14 protein-coding genes are annotated in these 17,512 nt (G+C 31.0%); 11 read left to right on the forward strand and 3 right to left on the reverse strand.

Annotation, left to right across the window (positions count from 1 at the left end; all coding sequences use genetic code 11):
• Window positions 1–39: 39 nt before the first annotated feature.
• Window positions 40–1,260, reverse strand: a complete 1,221-nt coding sequence (locus B5464_RS04870; RefSeq protein WP_079737437.1) for a metallophosphoesterase — start codon at window positions 1,258–1,260, stop codon at window positions 40–42.
• 154 nt (window positions 1,261–1,414) lie between these two features.
• Between B5464_RS04870 and polA the strand changes: the two genes are divergently transcribed.
• Both polA and B5464_RS04880 read left to right on the forward strand, forming a co-directional pair.
• Entirely contained in the window at window positions 1,415–4,261 is a 2,847-nt protein-coding gene (polA, locus tag B5464_RS04875) for a DNA polymerase I (RefSeq protein ID WP_079737438.1), read from the forward strand.
• Between the two features lie 2 nt (window positions 4,262–4,263).
• Entirely contained in the window at window positions 4,264–4,641 is a 378-nt protein-coding gene (locus B5464_RS04880) for a hypothetical protein (protein ID WP_079737439.1), read from the forward strand.
• An 89-nt stretch (window positions 4,642–4,730) separates the two neighbouring features.
• Here B5464_RS04880 and B5464_RS04885 read toward each other — a convergent pair whose 3' ends face one another.
• Window positions 4,731–5,270, reverse strand: a complete 540-nt coding sequence (locus B5464_RS04885; RefSeq protein ID WP_079737440.1) for a hypothetical protein — start codon at window positions 5,268–5,270, stop codon at window positions 4,731–4,733.
• A gap of 118 nt (window positions 5,271–5,388) precedes the next feature.
• Here B5464_RS04885 and B5464_RS04890 point away from each other — a divergent pair, with 118 nt between their 5' ends.
• Window positions 5,389–6,345: an L-threonylcarbamoyladenylate synthase gene (locus B5464_RS04890; protein WP_079737441.1), complete on the forward strand. Its 957-nt coding sequence runs from the start codon at window positions 5,389–5,391 to the stop codon at window positions 6,343–6,345.
• A gap of 1 nt (window position 6,346) precedes the next feature.
• Here B5464_RS04890 and B5464_RS04895 read toward each other — a convergent pair whose 3' ends face one another.
• The gene (locus B5464_RS04895; RefSeq protein ID WP_079737442.1) at window positions 6,347–8,977 is read right to left on the reverse strand and encodes a DUF5916 domain-containing protein; all 2,631 of its coding nucleotides are present in this window, start codon (window positions 8,975–8,977) and stop codon (window positions 6,347–6,349) included.
• Window positions 8,978–9,219: 242 nt separating this feature from the next.
• On the opposite strand from B5464_RS04895, the gene rplM reads away from it, so the two are divergent.
• The 8 genes from rplM to asnS all read left to right on the forward strand — a co-directional run bounded on the left by rplM (window position 9,220) and on the right by asnS (window position 17,504).
• Window positions 9,220–9,675 (forward strand): 50S ribosomal protein L13, encoded by a 456-nt coding sequence (gene rplM / locus B5464_RS04900; RefSeq protein ID WP_077811389.1) that lies wholly within the window; start codon window positions 9,220–9,222, stop codon window positions 9,673–9,675.
• Window positions 9,675–10,061 carry a 30S ribosomal protein S9 gene (rpsI, locus tag B5464_RS04905; RefSeq protein ID WP_077810287.1) on the forward strand — a complete coding sequence of 129 codons (387 nt, stop codon included), beginning with the start codon at window positions 9,675–9,677 and terminating at the stop codon, window positions 10,059–10,061. The genes rplM and rpsI overlap by 1 nt, the downstream gene beginning before the upstream one ends.
• Window positions 10,062–10,212: 151 nt before the next feature.
• Window positions 10,213–10,977: a 30S ribosomal protein S2 gene (rpsB, locus tag B5464_RS04910; protein WP_077810288.1), complete on the forward strand. Its 765-nt coding sequence runs from the start codon at window positions 10,213–10,215 to the stop codon at window positions 10,975–10,977.
• 49 nt (window positions 10,978–11,026) lie between these two features.
• Complete coding sequence (tsf, locus tag B5464_RS04915; protein WP_077810289.1) at window positions 11,027–11,992, forward strand: translation elongation factor Ts; 966 nt, start codon at window positions 11,027–11,029, stop codon at window positions 11,990–11,992.
• A gap of 125 nt (window positions 11,993–12,117) precedes the next feature.
• Entirely contained in the window at window positions 12,118–12,828 is a 711-nt protein-coding gene (pyrH, locus tag B5464_RS04920) for a UMP kinase (protein WP_077810290.1), read from the forward strand.
• Between the two features lie 23 nt (window positions 12,829–12,851).
• Window positions 12,852–13,406 carry a ribosome recycling factor gene (frr, locus tag B5464_RS04925; RefSeq protein ID WP_077810291.1) on the forward strand — a complete coding sequence of 185 codons (555 nt, stop codon included), beginning with the start codon at window positions 12,852–12,854 and terminating at the stop codon, window positions 13,404–13,406.
• A gap of 94 nt (window positions 13,407–13,500) precedes the next feature.
• Window positions 13,501–15,876, forward strand: coding sequence for an RND family transporter (locus B5464_RS04930; RefSeq protein ID WP_079737443.1), 2,376 nt, complete (start codon window positions 13,501–13,503; stop codon window positions 15,874–15,876).
• 194 nt (window positions 15,877–16,070) lie between these two features.
• Window positions 16,071–17,504, forward strand: coding sequence for an asparagine--tRNA ligase (gene asnS / locus B5464_RS04935; protein WP_079737444.1), 1,434 nt, complete (start codon window positions 16,071–16,073; stop codon window positions 17,502–17,504).
• Window positions 17,505–17,512 lie beyond the last annotated feature (8 nt).

Raw genomic sequence — 17,512 nt, forward strand, 5'->3', positions numbered from 1 at the left:
ATTCACAAATATAAGAAATCTATTTGAATAAGCTGATTATCAAGCTTTTTTAAGCTCAATCACCGTAATTTCTGGCCAAATACCAACACGCCCAGGAAATGCATGATAACCAAAACCTCTGTTTACATTTATAAATCTACCTGCTTCTTCATATAAACCAGCCCATTGTTTGTATACAAATTGAGAAGGACTCCATTTTAACCAACCAGGAATTTCGATTCCCATTTGCAAACCATGTGTATGACCGCTTAATGTTAAATGATAATTAAGATTGTCTTTTTTAACGATTTCTTCCCAATGACTAGGATCGTGAGACATTAAAATTTTAAAATCTTCTTTTTTGATATTTTTAGAAGCCTTTTTTAAATCTCCGGCTTGATTGAAACCTTTTCCCCAATTTTCTACACCTAAAAGTGCAATTTTCTGTCCGTCTTTTTCTAGATATCGATGTTCGTCTAACAACAAATCGAAACCTATCTTTTTATGAATATCTTTTACTTTTTGAAAGTTATCTATTTTGTCTTGCGGATTCTTCCAATCCATATAATCACCATAATCATGATTTCCTAAAATAGAATATTTACCTTCTTTGGCTTCTAGTTTATCAAAAACATCAATCCAATCATCCATTTCATCTGCTTTGTTATTTACAATATCTCCTGTAAATAACATAATATCAGATTTTTGCTGATTGATTAAATCTACGCCGTATTTAATTTTTTCTTTATTTGTAAAACTACCAGAATGAATATCTGAAATTTGCGTAATTGTAAAACCATCAAAAGCATCTGGTAAATCTTTAAAAGATAATTGATACTTTAAAACTTTATAATTGTATTTACCTTGTATAATACCATAAATAAAAGATGCAAAAGGTATTGCCGCTAAACCTAAAGCTATTTGCGATATAAATTTTCTTCTACCAGTTAAAGGCTTTGTGTTTTCTGATGAAATAGCAGAAATTAACTTTAAAAACCACCTATAAATATCTTCGCCAAACATAAACAGTAACACAATTATTTTAGGAATTAAAACGGTAAGCAATAAACCCATTGCCATTTGAAATTGTGGTGTTTGCCCTTGACCTCTATCATAAGTTAATGCAACATATAAAAAGTTTGCATACACAGCTACACTTATAAACAACCATGCAAAACGAATAATTTTATTTTTAGAAATTGTTTTAATTGCCTGAAAAGCATAAAACTCTAATAATATAATAACGGCAAATAAAATAACAAGTCTAATTATCATTTTCATGAAGAATCTTTATTTAAAAAATATTCGGTAAAGATAAGCGTTATAATTTCGTTTGAATTTTAATAGCATGTTAAAGTTTTGTAGCTTTACTGCAACATCTGTGGTCGTAAAAAACCACAACTATTTTAGAAAAAATTACCATTAAATTTTAGATATGTCAGATCAAAAAAGAGTTTTTTTAGTAGATGCCTTTGCATTGATTTTTAGAGGATATTATGCTTTTATTAAAAATCCGAGAATTAATTCTAAAGGTTTAGACACCTCTGCAATAATGGGTTTTATGAACTCTCTTTTAGACGTAATTAAAAGAGAAAGACCAGATCATTTAGCGGTTTGTTTTGATAAAGGAGGTAGTGTAGATCGAGTAGAAATGTTCGAAGCCTATAAAGCCAACAGAGATGAAACACCCGAAGCAATTAAAGTGGCTGTACCTTATATTCAAGAAATTTTAAAAGCCATGCATATTCCTATTATGGTTAAAGAAGGTTTTGAGGCAGATGATGTAATTGGTACACTTTCTAAACAAGCAGAAAAAGAAGGTTATAAAACTTTTATGGTAACACCAGATAAAGATTTTGCTCAATTGGTTTCTGAAAACATTTTTATGTACAAACCTCGTTTTGGTGGTGGTTATGATATTTGGGGAATACCAGAAGTACAAGAAAAATTTGGCGTAGAAACACCAGAGCAAGTAATTGATTTCTTAGGGATGATGGGAGATTCTGCAGATAACATTCCGGGATTACCAGGTGTGGGAGAAAAAACTGCCAAAAAGTTTTTAGCTGCTTATGGTTCTATGGAAAACCTTTTAGCAAATACACACGAGTTAAAAGGAAAAATGAAAGAGAAACTAGAAGCCAACGGAGAGTTAGGCCTACTTTCTAAAAAACTAGCTACAATTATGCTAGATGTTCCTGTCACCTTTCATGCAAAAGATTTTGAATTAGATCAACCAGATATCGAAAAAGTTACCGCTCTTTTTAATGAATTAGAATTTAGAAACTTACTAGTAAACTTTACACGAACTTTTGCTGTTGAAAACGCAGAAAAAGTAAATTCTGCAGAAAACTCATCCGAAGAAAAAGTAAATACTACACCAAAAAAAGCCGTTACTGCACCAGAAGGTCAATTCGATTTATTTGCTGCACCAGGTTCTGGTAGTGTTTCTGATGCCGACATTGCATCTGGATTTAAAACAATTAATAACACCGATCATTTTTATCAGCATATAGATTCTGTTTTATCTAGAAAATTATTACTTCGAAAATTAATGGCTCAAAAATCTGTTTGTTTCGATACAGAAACAACTGGTTTAAAAGCTTTAGAAGTAGAGTTGATAGGAATTGCATTTTCTTTTGAAAAAGGAAAAGGTTATTATGTTTCTTTTCCGGAAGATCAAGAAGAAACAAGATTAATATTAGAAGAATTTAGACCATTTTTTGAATCAGAAATTGAAAAAATTGGTCATAATTTAAAATACGACATTAAAGTTTTATCAAATTACAACATGCCTGTAAAAGGTAAATTGTTTGATACTATGATTGCGCATTATTTAATCAATCCAGATATGCGTCATAATATGGATATGTTGGCAGAAACCTATTTAAATTATCAACCAGTTTCTATTACAGAATTAATTGGTAAAAAAGGTAAAAACCAACTTTCTATGCGCGTTGTACCGATTAAAGACCAAACAGAATATGCCGTAGAAGATGCAGATATTACTTTTCAATTAAAGCAATTATTTACATCAGAATTAGAAAGTGGTAATGTTACTAAGCTTTTTAATGATATAGAATTACCATTGGTATCGGTTTTAACAGCAATGGAAATTGAAGGTATTAATGTAAATACAGATTTTCTAAAAGAACTTTCGATTGCTTTGTCTGATGATATTAATCGTTTAGAAAAAGAAATTTACGAACAAGCTGGCGAAGAGTTTAATATCGCATCACCTAAACAATTAGGAATTGTGCTTTTCGAGAAAATGGAATTGGTTAAAAAACCTAAAAAGACCAAAACAGGTCAATATAAAACCGGCGAAGATATTTTATCCTTTTTAGCTAAAGACCATAAAATAATTAGAGACATACAAGAATATAGACAATACAAAAAACTACAAAGTACATATGTAGATGCTTTACCAAACGAAATTAATTCGAAAACTGGTAGAATTCATACAGAATATATGCAAGCGGTTGCTGCAACAGGTCGTTTAAGTTCTAACAATCCTAATTTACAAAACATACCAATTAGAACGGAACGCGGTAGAGAGGTTAGAAAAGCTTTTGTTCCTAAAGATGATAATTATGTTTTACTAGCGGCAGATTATTCGCAAATAGAACTAAGAATTATTGCTGCATTAAGTGAAGAAGAAAACATGATAAATGCTTTTAAAAACGGCGAAGATATTCATGCTTCTACTGCTGCAAAGGTTTTTAATGTTGCTTTAGAAGATGTTACAAGAGAGCAACGTAGCAATGCAAAAACCGTAAACTTTGGTATTGTTTACGGTGTTTCTGCTTTTGGCTTAAGTAACCAAACTAATTTATCTAGAAGTGAAGCCAAAGAATTAATAGATACGTATTACGAAACGTATCCTAAATTAAAAGCTTACATGACTTCTCAAGTAGAATTTGCAAGAGAAAAAGGATATGTAGAAACCGTTTTAAATAGACGTAGATATTTAAAAGACATCAATTCTAGAAATGCAATGGTAAGAAGCGGCGCAGAAAGAAACGCAGTAAACGCACCAATACAAGGTTCTGCAGCCGATATTATTAAACTTGCAATGATAAATATTCATAACCGATTCGAAGCAGAAGGTTTTAAATCTAAAATGCTTTTACAAGTGCATGATGAATTGGTTTTTGATGCACACAAAGAAGAGTTAGAAATTATTAGACCAATTATTAAGCATGAAATGGAAAACGCATTTAAAATGAGCGTACCGTTAGATGTAGAAATAGATTTAGGTGAAAATTGGTTAGAAGCACATTAAAAATGAAATTAGACTACATAGAAAACTACAACGGACTTGATGAAAATTTAGTGCGATTATATAATTTTGACAAAACAGAAGCTCTTAAATTTAAGAATTTATTGGAGGAAATTGTCATCAATAAAAAACAGAAATTAAATTTAGCTGAAATAGATTTTATTGAACCAAGAAATTGCAATTTAATTTTTGGTTTGTTTAAATCTGATGAAGGAATTTTAACGAAAGACAATGAAACTTTTTTCTGTATTTTAACTTTAGAAAGTTTTATTAAAATGATATCTTTAATAGAACCTTTTTGCAAAAAAGATACAAGAGCTCATCAATATTTATATGATGTAGACACACCAACAGATTTGCTTTTTTGTCCTTCTGCTACTTAAAAATTTGATAGGTTTTTAACAAAAGTAACAACTAATAAAAAACGAAATAACTAACATTTAGAAGACTCATATTTAGCTTGATATGTTTTCTAAAAAAACGAAAATCCGAAACCAAAAGAAACACTATCCAATCGGTTATTTTTAAACCCGTAAATACCTTTTCTATGAAAATCTATTCTAAAAACAGTGTTCCATCTTTTTTCTCCGGCAACTTGAACTCCGACACCTAAACCATAATAATTACCATCTGAATACTTAGAGGAAGGTGTCCACATTTTACCATATCTAACTTCTACAAAATGATTGTTATTTTCTTTTTCTGTAATATTATACCGTAAACTACCATACGCTGGAAAAGCATCTACAGCATAATTAAAATGAAAATCGTAACCACCATTTAAAGCGACAGCTAGTCTTTTTTTAAACTCGTAACCAAAACCAACTCTAAAAAAGAAAGCAGAAGGCACAATAAGTGGTCCGTTATCATCATCATTCCCTATTTCATAGTCTTCATTTATGCCTAGTGTAAAGTTTAAATCTGAAGTAAAAAAAGGTCGTCCTAATTTTTCTTGAGAGAAGGTTATTTGAAATACTGTAAGTGCTAAAACTGTAAGTAGTGTTCTTTTCATTTGGCTATTTTTTTTGAGATTTAAGTCATCAATAACTATTCCGTTTTACACCAATCAATTAAAAGTTAATTTCCCTTATTTCAATAAATGAATTTTATATGTAATTTTGCAACCAATTATGAGCATAATATCTAAAGACATACAAAAAGCAGCGCAATTATTAACTGATGAGAAGTTAGTAGCAATACCAACAGAAACAGTTTATGGATTGGCAGGAAATATTTTTAGTGAGAAAGCTATTAAAAGTATCTTTTCTACTAAAAAAAGACCTTTTTTTAATCCGTTGATTGTACACATCCCTTCTAAGGAAGCGCTAAAAGATATTGTTGTTGATATTCCAGAGAAAGCAAAATTATTAGCAGATGCTTTTTGGCCAGGTTCTATGACTTTAGTTTTAAAAAAGAATAAAAATATTCCTGATTTAATTACAGCCGGTAAAGACACTGTTGCTGTTCGTATACCAAATCATCCGGTAACATTAGAACTTTTAAATAGTATCGATTTTCCTTTGGCAGCGCCAAGTGCAAATCCTTTTGGTAGTATTAGCCCTACTAAACCAGAACATGTAGAAAGTTATTTTAACAATGAAATTTCTCAGGTTTTAGATGGCGGATCTTGTGCTAACGGAATAGAATCTACTATTATTGGTTTTAACAACAACGAGCCAATTATTTATCGATTAGGCGCTTTGGCTTTAGAAGAAATAGAAGCTGTTGTTGGTAAAATTACAATTTTAAATAAGAAAGAAGTTAAACCTGATGCTCCTGGAATGTTGGCAAGACATTACGCACCAAAAACTACAACATATTTAGTTGATGATGTTGCTTCTGAAATACAAAAACATAACGATAAAAAAATCGGAGTTTTAGTATTTAATTCCTCTGTAAATAATAATGAGGTAACAGAAATTATTCTTTCTAAAAACAACTCTATGCAAGAAGCTGCTACTAACCTATACAACGCCATGCACACTTTAGATAGCCAAAATTTAGATATTATAATTGCAGAGCGTTTTCCTAATAATGGCTTAGGAAAATCTATAAATGATAGATTACAACGCGCTACATTTGAATAATTTATCTTACGAACCTATACGTTGCTTTTAATAGAAAAGTATCATTTGCAGGAACATCAAAAATTTGATTGCTTACACTATCAGTTAAAGAGTCGTTTATATTTTGAGAACCAGTAGAACCTCTAGCCCAAACTAAAAATAGTTCCGAACCAGGTATATACTCCCATCTTACCACTAAGTTTGTTTGTAATTGTACAAACGAAAAATCTGGATTCGAAAACGAATACGTGTCATTATCTAAGTTTTCATCAATAGTATAAATGCTGCTACCAGAATTTGTTGTGGTTTTAGATATTTGATTCTCAGTATAAAAATTAACACGATCGTTAATAGAATTTGCTACAGAATTATTTACATAATTAAAGTTAGAATATCTACCTCTAGAAATATAAGGTTGCCCATAAAATTGAACAGAAAAATTAGGATTTAAACTATAATTTAATCGCAAAGTAGAAGACCAAGTATCATTTTTAATGATACCTAAAATGTATCGTTTTAAATTACCAAAATCGGCAGTAGTAACATATTGTGTTCTATCTTGTGTTTTACTTAAAGAATTATCTAAAGACATGCTAAAAGAATCAAAAGGTTGATAATTAATTCTAAATGTATACCTATTTCTATTAAAAACATCTTCTTCACTTTTAACTTTAAGGTAACTAACTCTAAAACTAAATTTCTTACTTCTATCAGAATTTATTGAAGCATAATAAAAAATATCATCTGCAGCACGCCAACGCGGACCACCTCTTAAAAAAGCATTTCTATGGATGTTACTACTAGAACCAAATCCACCGCTTGTAGACCAATTGTTTATCCAACTGATGTCTCCTTGTAACTCATATCTAAATCGATTTAAATTACCTCCAAAATCGTAACTTGTAGATTGCTCTAAACGTAAATTCATATTTCTATAAATATCTGTCGGAACTTGCCACAAATATCTTGCTTCTGTAAATTGAATCATCTCATCGGTTTGTCTTAAAAAGCCAACATCATTTAATTCTAATTCCGGAGAACGCCATACAAAACCAGCATTATAACGCCAATTACCACCACCTTGCTTACCTGCCTCTACTCTACCACCTGTACCTGTTAAAGAAGTTCTATTTTCATCTAAATTAACATAATCTGCATCTACTCTTTGAAATAATCTAGCAATCGATTGTTGTGTATTAGAAATTGCTTCTTTACTACCGTTAACACGACTTAAAATACTATTTCCTTCTACATAGAACTCTCGATCTTGCCAAGTGTGTCTAAAATCTACACCTGCCGTATAGGCAGATTTATGCAACTCATTAAAATTACCATCTAAATTTCTATTTGTAGCCGTTGCAATACCACCGATGTAAGAATTTCTTTCATTAAAATCTTTCTGAACTCTTGTAACGAAGTAATTTGTTAAAGGCTCTACTATTTCTTCTCTAGTACTACCATCTACTTGTCTTATTTCTGCAAATTCATTAGCAGTAACACTCTCTAAAACACCAATAGACCATCCATTTTGTGTTTTACCAGAAAACTTAGCTGCTCCTAAAATTGTTGAATTTTGCGGAACATCTGCAAATTCTCCCGCCTGTAAACTAGCACCTCTGTGTGGATTTCTACCAATTCTTCTGCTGTAAAAAAGATTGTCTCTACCATTTGCGAACCTAAAATCAAAAATATTTTTATTCTCTACAAAAAAGGGTCTTTGTTCTCTAAAAAATATTTGAAATCCGTCTAATGCAATAGCTCCGGGATCTGCTTCTACTTGTCCAAAATCAGGATTAATAGTAAGATCTAAAGTTAAATCGTTTGTAATTCCGATTTTAGCATCTAAACCTGCATTTAATTTAAAATCACTTCCATCTCTGTAAGGGTTATTTGGTTCTGCAGGATAATTATCGTATTGCAAAACAGTAAACGGCTGCACCTCTAGTTGTTTTTGAGACACCAAATCGATTAAACCATGTAACTCTCCGGCCTCACTAATAAAACCAGCTTGATCGTTAGGTATTCTTTGCCATAAAGATCTTTCTTGTAACCTAAAAATGGTTCTATTAACATTAAAACCCCAAATTTGTTCTTTAGCATTACCAAAACGTAATTGACTAAATGGAATCTTCATTTCTGCGGTCCATCCTTTATCATCTACTTGTGCATCTGTATACCAAATAGGATTCCAACTTTCATCAAAATCATCACCGTTACCTGTAGCAATCTCTTCACCTTTTACTCCTGCAGCAGTTGTAGTAAAAACAAAAGCGGTTCTTTTATCGTGATAACTATCTATAATTACATTTATTCTGTCTCCTGCAAAACCATCTCTTCTACTTAATCTTTGTTGAATTAATTCTGGATTTGCATCTAAAGCTCTTAATGCGATGTACAAATACTTTGCATCGTACATAACTTTAAACATTGTTTGGTGCGCAGGCGGTGTACCTTCATCTGGAGATTTTTCTACAAAATCAGAAGACCATTCTACTACATTCCATGCATCATCAGAAACATCACCATCAATAATAGGTACTTTTTTTAGTTTTTTTGTAGTATAAATTCTCTTAGGTAATTTAGTTTGAGAAGCTTCTTGTGCATAAAGGCAAAATGCAGAAAAAACAGTTAATAATGTAATTAAAAACTTCATGTAATTTTGGGTTGATTTTTTATCAAAAAAGACTGTTTTTTTGATTTTGCAAAAGTACCTTACTAATATGGTAAAGTTTTCTTAAGGTTCTGTTAATTTTAAAAACTTTAAAACAGTAAATTAGTCTCAAAAAAAATAATCTAAAACTCTATTTGTCAATTAAATAAATAGCATTACATTTGCACTCCTTTTTTAAGGAAAATGAATATTATTAATAATTGACAAAAACTAATAGTGTAATTATGAACACATTAAGTTACAAAACAGTATCAGCAAACAGCGCTACCGTAAACAAGGAGTGGGTTTTAGTTGATGCGGACGGGCAAACGTTGGGTCGTCTAGCTTCTAAAGTAGCTAAGCTAATTAGAGGTAAATACAAGCCAAACTTTACTCCTCACGTAGATTGTGGAGACAACGTGGTTATTATCAACGCAGAAAAAATTAACCTTACTGGAAACAAGTGGAGAGACAAATCTTACATTCGTCACACAGGTTACCCAGGAGGACAAAGATCGTTAACTGCAACAGAAATGTTTGAGAAAGATCCTACAAGATTAATCGAAAAAGCAGTTAAAGGGATGTTACCAAAAAATACTTTGGGAAGCGCTTTATACAGAAACTTGTATGTATATGCAGGTACAGAGCACAAACAAGCAGGTCAAGAACCTAAAGCTATTAACCTAAACGATCTTAAATAATGGATACAGTTCACAAAATAGGTAGAAGAAAAACAGCTGTTGCTCGTATTTATCTTACAGAAGGTAAAGGTAACATTACTGTAAACAAGAAAGACTATAAAAGTTATTTTACTACTGGTACTTTACAGTACAAAGTACAACAACCTTTAATGTTAACAGAAAACTTAGAATCTTACGATATTAAGGTTAACGTATATGGTGGTGGTATTACAGGACAAGCAGAAGCTATTCGTTTAGCAATCACTAGAGCTTTAGTTTCTATTGATGCAGACCATAGAGCTGTCTTAAAACCAGAAGGATTATTAACGCGTGACCCAAGAATGGTTGAACGTAAGAAATTTGGTCAGAAGAAAGCACGTAAAAAATTCCAATTCTCGAAACGTTAATATATTTGCAAAATTTATTTTGCACTATATTTTATCGAGAACTGTTATTATTACAAACAATTAATATTAAACAGTTTAGTATCTAAATATATAAGACTCGTAAGACTACTTATATATTGATTTCAAAACAGAAAGTAAACACATTTATAAAATGGCAAACGTAAACATTCAAGAATTATTAGATAGTGGTGTACACTTCGGACACCTTACTAGAAAATGGAACCCAAACATGGCTCCTTATATTTATACAGAAAGAAATGGTGTTCACATCATCGATTTGTATAAAACAGCAGCTAAAATAGAAGAAACTTCAGAAGCTTTAAAAAAGATCGCTAACTCTGGACGTAAAATTTTATTTGTTGCTACAAAAAAGCAAGCTAAAGATATTGTTGCTGAAAAAGCAAAATCTGTAAGCATGCCATATATTACAGAAAGATGGCCTGGGGGAATGTTAACTAACTTTGTTACTATTAGAAAAGCAGTTAAGAAAATGGCTCAGATTGATAGAATGAAGACAGATGGTTCTTTTGATGCATTATCTAAAAGAGAAAAATTACAAATTAATCGTCAAAGAGAAAAATTAGAAAAGAATTTAGGTTCTATCTCTGATATGACTCGTTTACCTGGTGCATTATTTGTAGTAGACATCAAAAAAGAGCACATTGCTGTAGCAGAAGCTCAAAAATTAAACATTCCAATTTTTGCAATGGTAGATACAAACTCTGATCCAAGACAAGTAGACTACGTAATTCCTGCAAACGATGATGCTTCTAAGTCTATAGACAAAGTATTATCTTTTGTTACTGATGCAGTTGCAGAAGGTTTATCTGATAGAAAAGCAGATAAAGAAAAAGTAAAAGAAGCAAAAGCAGAAGCTCCTAAAAAAGCAGAAGCTGCTACAGAAGAAAAAAAATAATTTAATAACTAATTAGAAACCTTAAGTTTCTAAATAAAAAAAAAGTGACATGGTAAAAGTAAGTGCTGCTGACGTTAAAAAATTAAGAGAAGCAACTGGAGCTGGTATGATGGACTGTAAAAAGGCATTAGTAGAAGCAGAAGGAAACTTTGACGAAGCAATAAACATTTTACGTAAAAAAGGTCAAAAAATTGCTGCAAAAAGAGCTGATAGAGAATCTACAGAAGGAGTTGCAGTAACTAGAATTAATGACTCTAAAACAGAAGGTGTAGCAATCGTATTAGCTTGTGAAACTGATTTTGTTGGTAAAAACGAATCTTTTGTAGCTTTAGGTGGTCAATTTGCAGACATCGCTTTAAATTACGCAGACAAAGAATCTTTCTTAGCTGCTGATTTTGGTGGAATGACTGTTGCTGATAAATTAGTTGAGCAAACTGGTGTTATTGGAGAGAAGTTAGAAATAACTGCTTTCGAAAAAGTAGAAGCAGCTTATGTTGGTGCTTATACTCACATTGGTAAAATTGCTGCTTTAGTTGGTTTATCTGCTGTTGTAGATAACGCAGAAACTTTATCTAAAGATCTTGCAATGCAAATTGCATCTATGGGAGCAACAACTTTATCTTACAAAGATTTAGACCCTGCTTATGTAGCTGCAGAAACTGAAGCTAGAATTGCTGTAATCGAAAAAGATAATATCGAGTTAGGTAGATTAGGAAAAACTTTAAAAAATGTTCCTCAATTTATTTCTATGTCTCAATTATCTGATGAAGTTTTAGCTAAAGCTGAAGAAGATGCAAAAGCAGAATTAAAAGCAGAAGGAAAACCAGAACAAATCTGGGATAGAATTTTACCAGGTAAAATGGAAAGATTTATTTCTGACAACACTACTTTAGATACAGAACAATGTCTTTTAGACCAATCTTTTATTAAAGATGAAAAGAAGACTGTTGCACAATACGTTAAAACGTTTGGTGATGTAGAAGTATCTACTTTTAAAAGAGTTACTTTAGGATAATTACTATTCTAAAAAACATATTTTTTCTAACCTCGTTATCAAATATTTGATAACGAGGTTTTTTTATTTTCAAAAAAAGAAAATCAAAAAAAAAACGTAATTTTGCGCAACTCTTAAAATAAACTATGCAATATAAAAGAATACTCTTAAAATTAAGTGGCGAAGCATTAATGGGAGAAAGACAATATGGTATCGATCCAAAACGTCTTTCTGAATATGCTAAAGAAATTAAAGAAGTTATAGCAAAAGGTATCGAAGTAGCAATTGTTATTGGAGGTGGTAATATTTTTAGAGGTGTTGCTGGTGCTGCAAATGGCATGGATCGTGTTCAAGGAGACCATATGGGTATGTTAGCAACTTGTATTAATGGTTTAGCTTTACAAAGTGCTTTAGAAGACGAAGGCGTTTATACAAGACTACAAACAGCTCTAGAAATTAAAGAAATTGCAGAACCTTATATTAAAAGAAGAGCAATTAGACATTTAGAAAAAGGTAGAGTTGTAATTTTTGGAGCAGGAACAGGTAACCCATATTTTACTACAGATACAGCAGCTGTTTTAAGAGCAATCGAAATTGATGCAGATGCAATTTTAAAAGGAACTCGTGTAGACGGTGTTTATAATGAAGATCCAGAAAAGAATAAAGACGCTATTAAATTTGACACCATAACTTTTAAAGAAGTTATTGAGAAAGGTTTAAAAGTTATGGATATGACAGCATTTACGTTAAGTGAAGAAAATAAATTACCAATAATTGTATTTGACATGAATACCAACGGAAACTTATTAAAACTAGTTTCAGGTGAAAAAATTGGTACTATTGTTGATAATCAATAAGAAAAATCTTTAAATTTAGAAAGATGAACGAAGAAATTGAATTTATATTAGACACAACTAAAGAAGCAATGAATAATGCAATTGCTCATTTAGAAAAAGAATTAAGAACTATTAGAGCAGGTAAAGCTACACCTGCAATGTTAGGTAATGTAATGGTAGATTATTATGGTTCTCAAACTCCGTTAGGGCAAGTTGCAAACGTAAGTACACCAGACCCTAGAACTATTGCAATACAACCTTGGGAAAAAAACATGTTACAACCTATAGAAAAAGCAATTATGATTGCTAATTTAGGTTTTAACCCGATGAATAATGGTGACATAATAATGATTAACGTACCACCATTAACAGAAGAAAGAAGAATAAACTTAGCAAAACAAGCAAAAGCAGAAGCAGAAAATGCTAAGATTGGTATTAGAAATGCAAGAAAAGATGCAAACAACGATATCAAAAAAACAGATATTTCAGATGATTTAAAAAAGGCATCTGAAGCAGATATACAAAAGCTAACAGATTCTTATGTTAAAATAACAGAAGAAAAATTAGCAATCAAAGAAAAAGAAATTATGACAGTTTAAGAACTGTTAATTCAAAAGGTGTTTTTAATAAAAACACCTTTTTTTTGGTTAAAACCCAACTTCAAATTAGTTACCTTTGCAGAAAATTTTTTAAATGAATTTCTGGACAAAAGCAGCTGGTTTAATATTAAGAAACCGATACTTGGTTTTATTAATAATTGCACTAATAACAGCTTTTTTAGCATCTCAAATGAAGTATATGAAATTCTCATATACAGAAGCAAATCTTTTACCAGAAGATCATGCTGCAAATCTAGAGTACAATAAATTCTTAGAAATTTTTGGTGAAGAAGGTAATTTAGTAATCTTAGGCGTTAAAGATTCAACCGTTTTTACACCAGAAAAATTTAATGCTTGGAATAAATTAGTAGAGCAATTTGATGCTAGAGAAGAAATAGATTTTACAGTATCTATTGCCGATGTACAAAAATTAAAAGCAGATAGAAAAAAGAGAAAGTTTATCTTAGAACCGCTATACGAAAAAAATCCAACTACTAAAGAAGAGGTTAACGCAATAAAAACACAACTTTTTGAAAAGCTTCCTTTTTACGACAACCTACTTTACAACAAAGAAACAGGTACTTTACAAACCGCAATTTATATTAAAAAGGAAATTATAAACACACCTCAAAGAAGAGATTTTATTTTTGATGTTTTAATTCCTGCCATAGAAAAATTTGAAAAAGAAAACAATCTAGATGTTAGGGTTTCTGGGATGCCATATATTAGAACCTTAAATGCCCAAAATATTCAAGATGAAATTTTACTTTTTGTAGTAGGTGCATTAGGTATTACTGCATTAATATTTTTCTTTTTCTTTAGATCTTTTAGAGCAACATTTATAACACTTCTTGTAGTTCTAATTGGTGTTATTTGGGCTTTTGGTTTTATAGGATTGTTTCGATATGAAATTACTGTTTTATCAGCTTTAATTCCGCCATTAATTATCGTTATTGGTGTACCAAATGCGGTTTTTCTTATCAACAAATATCAACAAGAAATAAAAAAACACGGCCAGCAAGCAAAAGCTTTACAGCGTGTAATTTCTAAAATTGGTAACGCTACTTTAATGACAAACATTACCACTGCTTCTGGTTTTGCAACATTTGTCTTTGTAAAAAGTAACTTACTTAGAGAGTTTGGTATTCTAGCCTCTGTAAACATAATTAGTATCTTTATTTTGGCTCTGTTGATAATACCTATTATCTATAGTTTTATGCCACTTCCTAAGAAAAAACACTTGAACCATTTAGAAAGAAAATGGATTGAGAATGTTGTGAATTGGATGGAGAAAATGGTGAAAAATCAAAGAATTACAATTTATTTTGCAACCGTTATCGTTATCGTTTTAGGTATAATTGGAGTTTATAAAATTCGAGTTTCTGGTAGCTTAATAGAAGACATGCCTAAGAAAATGGATTTCTATAAAGACATTCGTTTTTTTGAAAAAGAGTTTGGTGGCATCATGCCTTTAGAGATTTTGATTGATACAAAAAAAGATAAAGGGGTCATGAAACTTTCAACTTTAAAAAAGATGGAAGAATTAAATGAAACTATTGAAACTTTTCCAGAATTATCGAAACCAATTTCTGTCGTAAACCTAGTTAAATATTCTAAACAGGCTTATTATAAGGGAAATCCAAGATATTATCAGTTACCAACAAATCAAGAACAAAGTTATATTTTTTCTTACACAAAAAACTCTAACAGTGATGCTGGCATGCTTAAAACCTTTGTAGATTCTACAGGTAGATATGCGAGAATTACAACTTTTATGAAAGATATTGGTACCGATAAAATGGATATCATTCAAGAACGACTAAAAGCAGTAATCGCAAAAGAATTTCCAGAAGATAAGTATACAGTTTCTTTAACTGGTAAGGCTTTGGTTTTTATAAAAGGGACTAATTACTTAATTAACAATTTAGTAATCTCTTTGTCATTAGCTATTTTATTAATTGCAATATTTATGGCTTGGATGTTTAGATCACCACAAATGATCTTAATTTCTTTGATACCAAACATGCTTCCTTTATTAATTACTGCAGGTTTAATGGGTTTCTTAGACATCCCTATAAAACCATCTACAATTTTAGTATTTAGTATTGCTTTTGGTATTTCTGTTGATGACACCATTCATTTTTTAGCAAAATATAGACAAGAATTAATCGCTAATAGATGGAAAATTAAACCTTCCGTATATTCAGCATTAAAAGAAACTGGTGTAAGTATGTTTTACACTTCTATAGTTTTATTTTTTGGCTTTTTAGTATTTACACTTTCTAGTTTTGGTGGTACAATTGCTTTGGGTGGTTTGGTTTCTGTAACCTTACTTTTAGCCATGGTTTCTAACCTACTTTTACTACCATCTTTGTTACTTACTTTTGAAAAGAAAATTGCAAACAAGAAGGTATTTAAAGAACCTAAAATGAGAATTTTCCCTCCGAAGGAAGATAAGGTCGAAGAATAAAAAATTTATTTATCAAATAATAAAAACCAGACATTTCTAAATGTCTGGTTTTTTGTTTTTCGTCGAAAAAAACTTTAGTTTTTAATCAATCATCAGATTAACTCAACACTAATAATTGTACTTAATCCTTCAAAAAAAAGTATATTTGCTTTATTAGTAAAAGACAATTTTCGAATACAATATATATTAAGATGATGACGAATAATAACGTAGCAGAATTATTAGAATCTGGTAAAGTTTTACAAGAGGTAACAATAAAAGGTTGGGTAAGAACTTTTAGAAGTAATCGTTTTATTGCTTTAAATGACGGTTCAACAATTAATAATATTCAGTGTGTAATAGATTTTGAAAACACATCCGAAGAAACACTAAAAAGAATTACAACTGGTGCAGCAGTATCTATAAAAGGAGTAATTGCAGAAAGCCAAGGTAAAGGGCAATCAGTAGAGATTCAGGTTTCTGAAATTAAAATACTTGGAGACTCAAATCCAGATGAATATCCTATTCAGCCTAAAAAACATAGTTTCGAATTTTTAAGAGAAAATGCACATTTACGTGTTAGAACAAATACGTTTAGTGCAGTAATGAGAGTTCGATCTAAACTGTCTTTTGCTGTTCATAAATATTTTCAAGACAACGGTTTTAATTACGTAAACACACCAATTGTTACAGGTTCTGATGCAGAAGGTGCTGGTGAAATGTTTAGAGTTACTTCTTTTGAAGATAACAAAGCACCCGTTACAGAAGATGGTAAGATCGATTATTCTAAAGACTTTTTTGGTAAAGAAACCAACCTAACAGTTTCTGGTCAATTAGAAGCAGAATCCTACGCAATGGCCTTAGGAAAGGTATATACGTTTGGCCCAACTTTTAGAGCAGAAAACTCTAACACAACAAGACATTTGGCAGAATTTTGGATGATAGAACCAGAAGTTGCTTTTATGGATTTAGATGGCAATATGGATCTTGCAGAAGATTTTATTAAATCTGTTTTATCGTATGTTTTAGAGCACTGTAAAGAAGATTTAGCCTTTTTAGATCAACGTTTTACACAAGAAGAAAAAACAAAACCTCAATTGCAAAGAAGCGATATGAGTTTGTTAGAAAAATTAAAATTTGTTGCCGATAACAATTTTAAACGTGTATCTTACACAGAGGCAATTGATATTTTAAGAAACTCTAAGCCTAATAAAAAGAAAAAATTTCAGTTTCCAATTAATGAATGGGGCGCAGATTTACAATCTGAACACGAACGTTATCTAGTTGAAAAACACTTTAAATGTCCTGTGATTTTGTTTGATTATCCTGCAAATATTAAAGCATTTTATATGCGTTTAAATGAAGACGGAAAAACAGTTAGAGCTATGGATGTACTTTTCCCTGGAATTGGTGAAATGGTTGGTGGTGCACAGCGTGAAGAACGTTATGATGTTTTAGTAGAAAAAATGAAAGCCATGAACATTGATGAAAAAGAACTTTGGTGGTATTTAGATTTAAGAAAGTTTGGTACAGCTGTTCACTCTGGTTTTGGATTAGGTTTCGAGAGACTGGTTCAATTTACAACCGGAATGGGAAATATTAGAGACGTTATTCCGTTTCCTAGAACACCACAAAACGCTGAATTTTAAAGATTAAA

This window comes from Polaribacter sp. KT 15 (assembly GCF_900143115.1).
GTDB classification, from domain to species: Bacteria; Bacteroidota; Bacteroidia; order Flavobacteriales; family Flavobacteriaceae; genus Polaribacter; species Polaribacter marinaquae.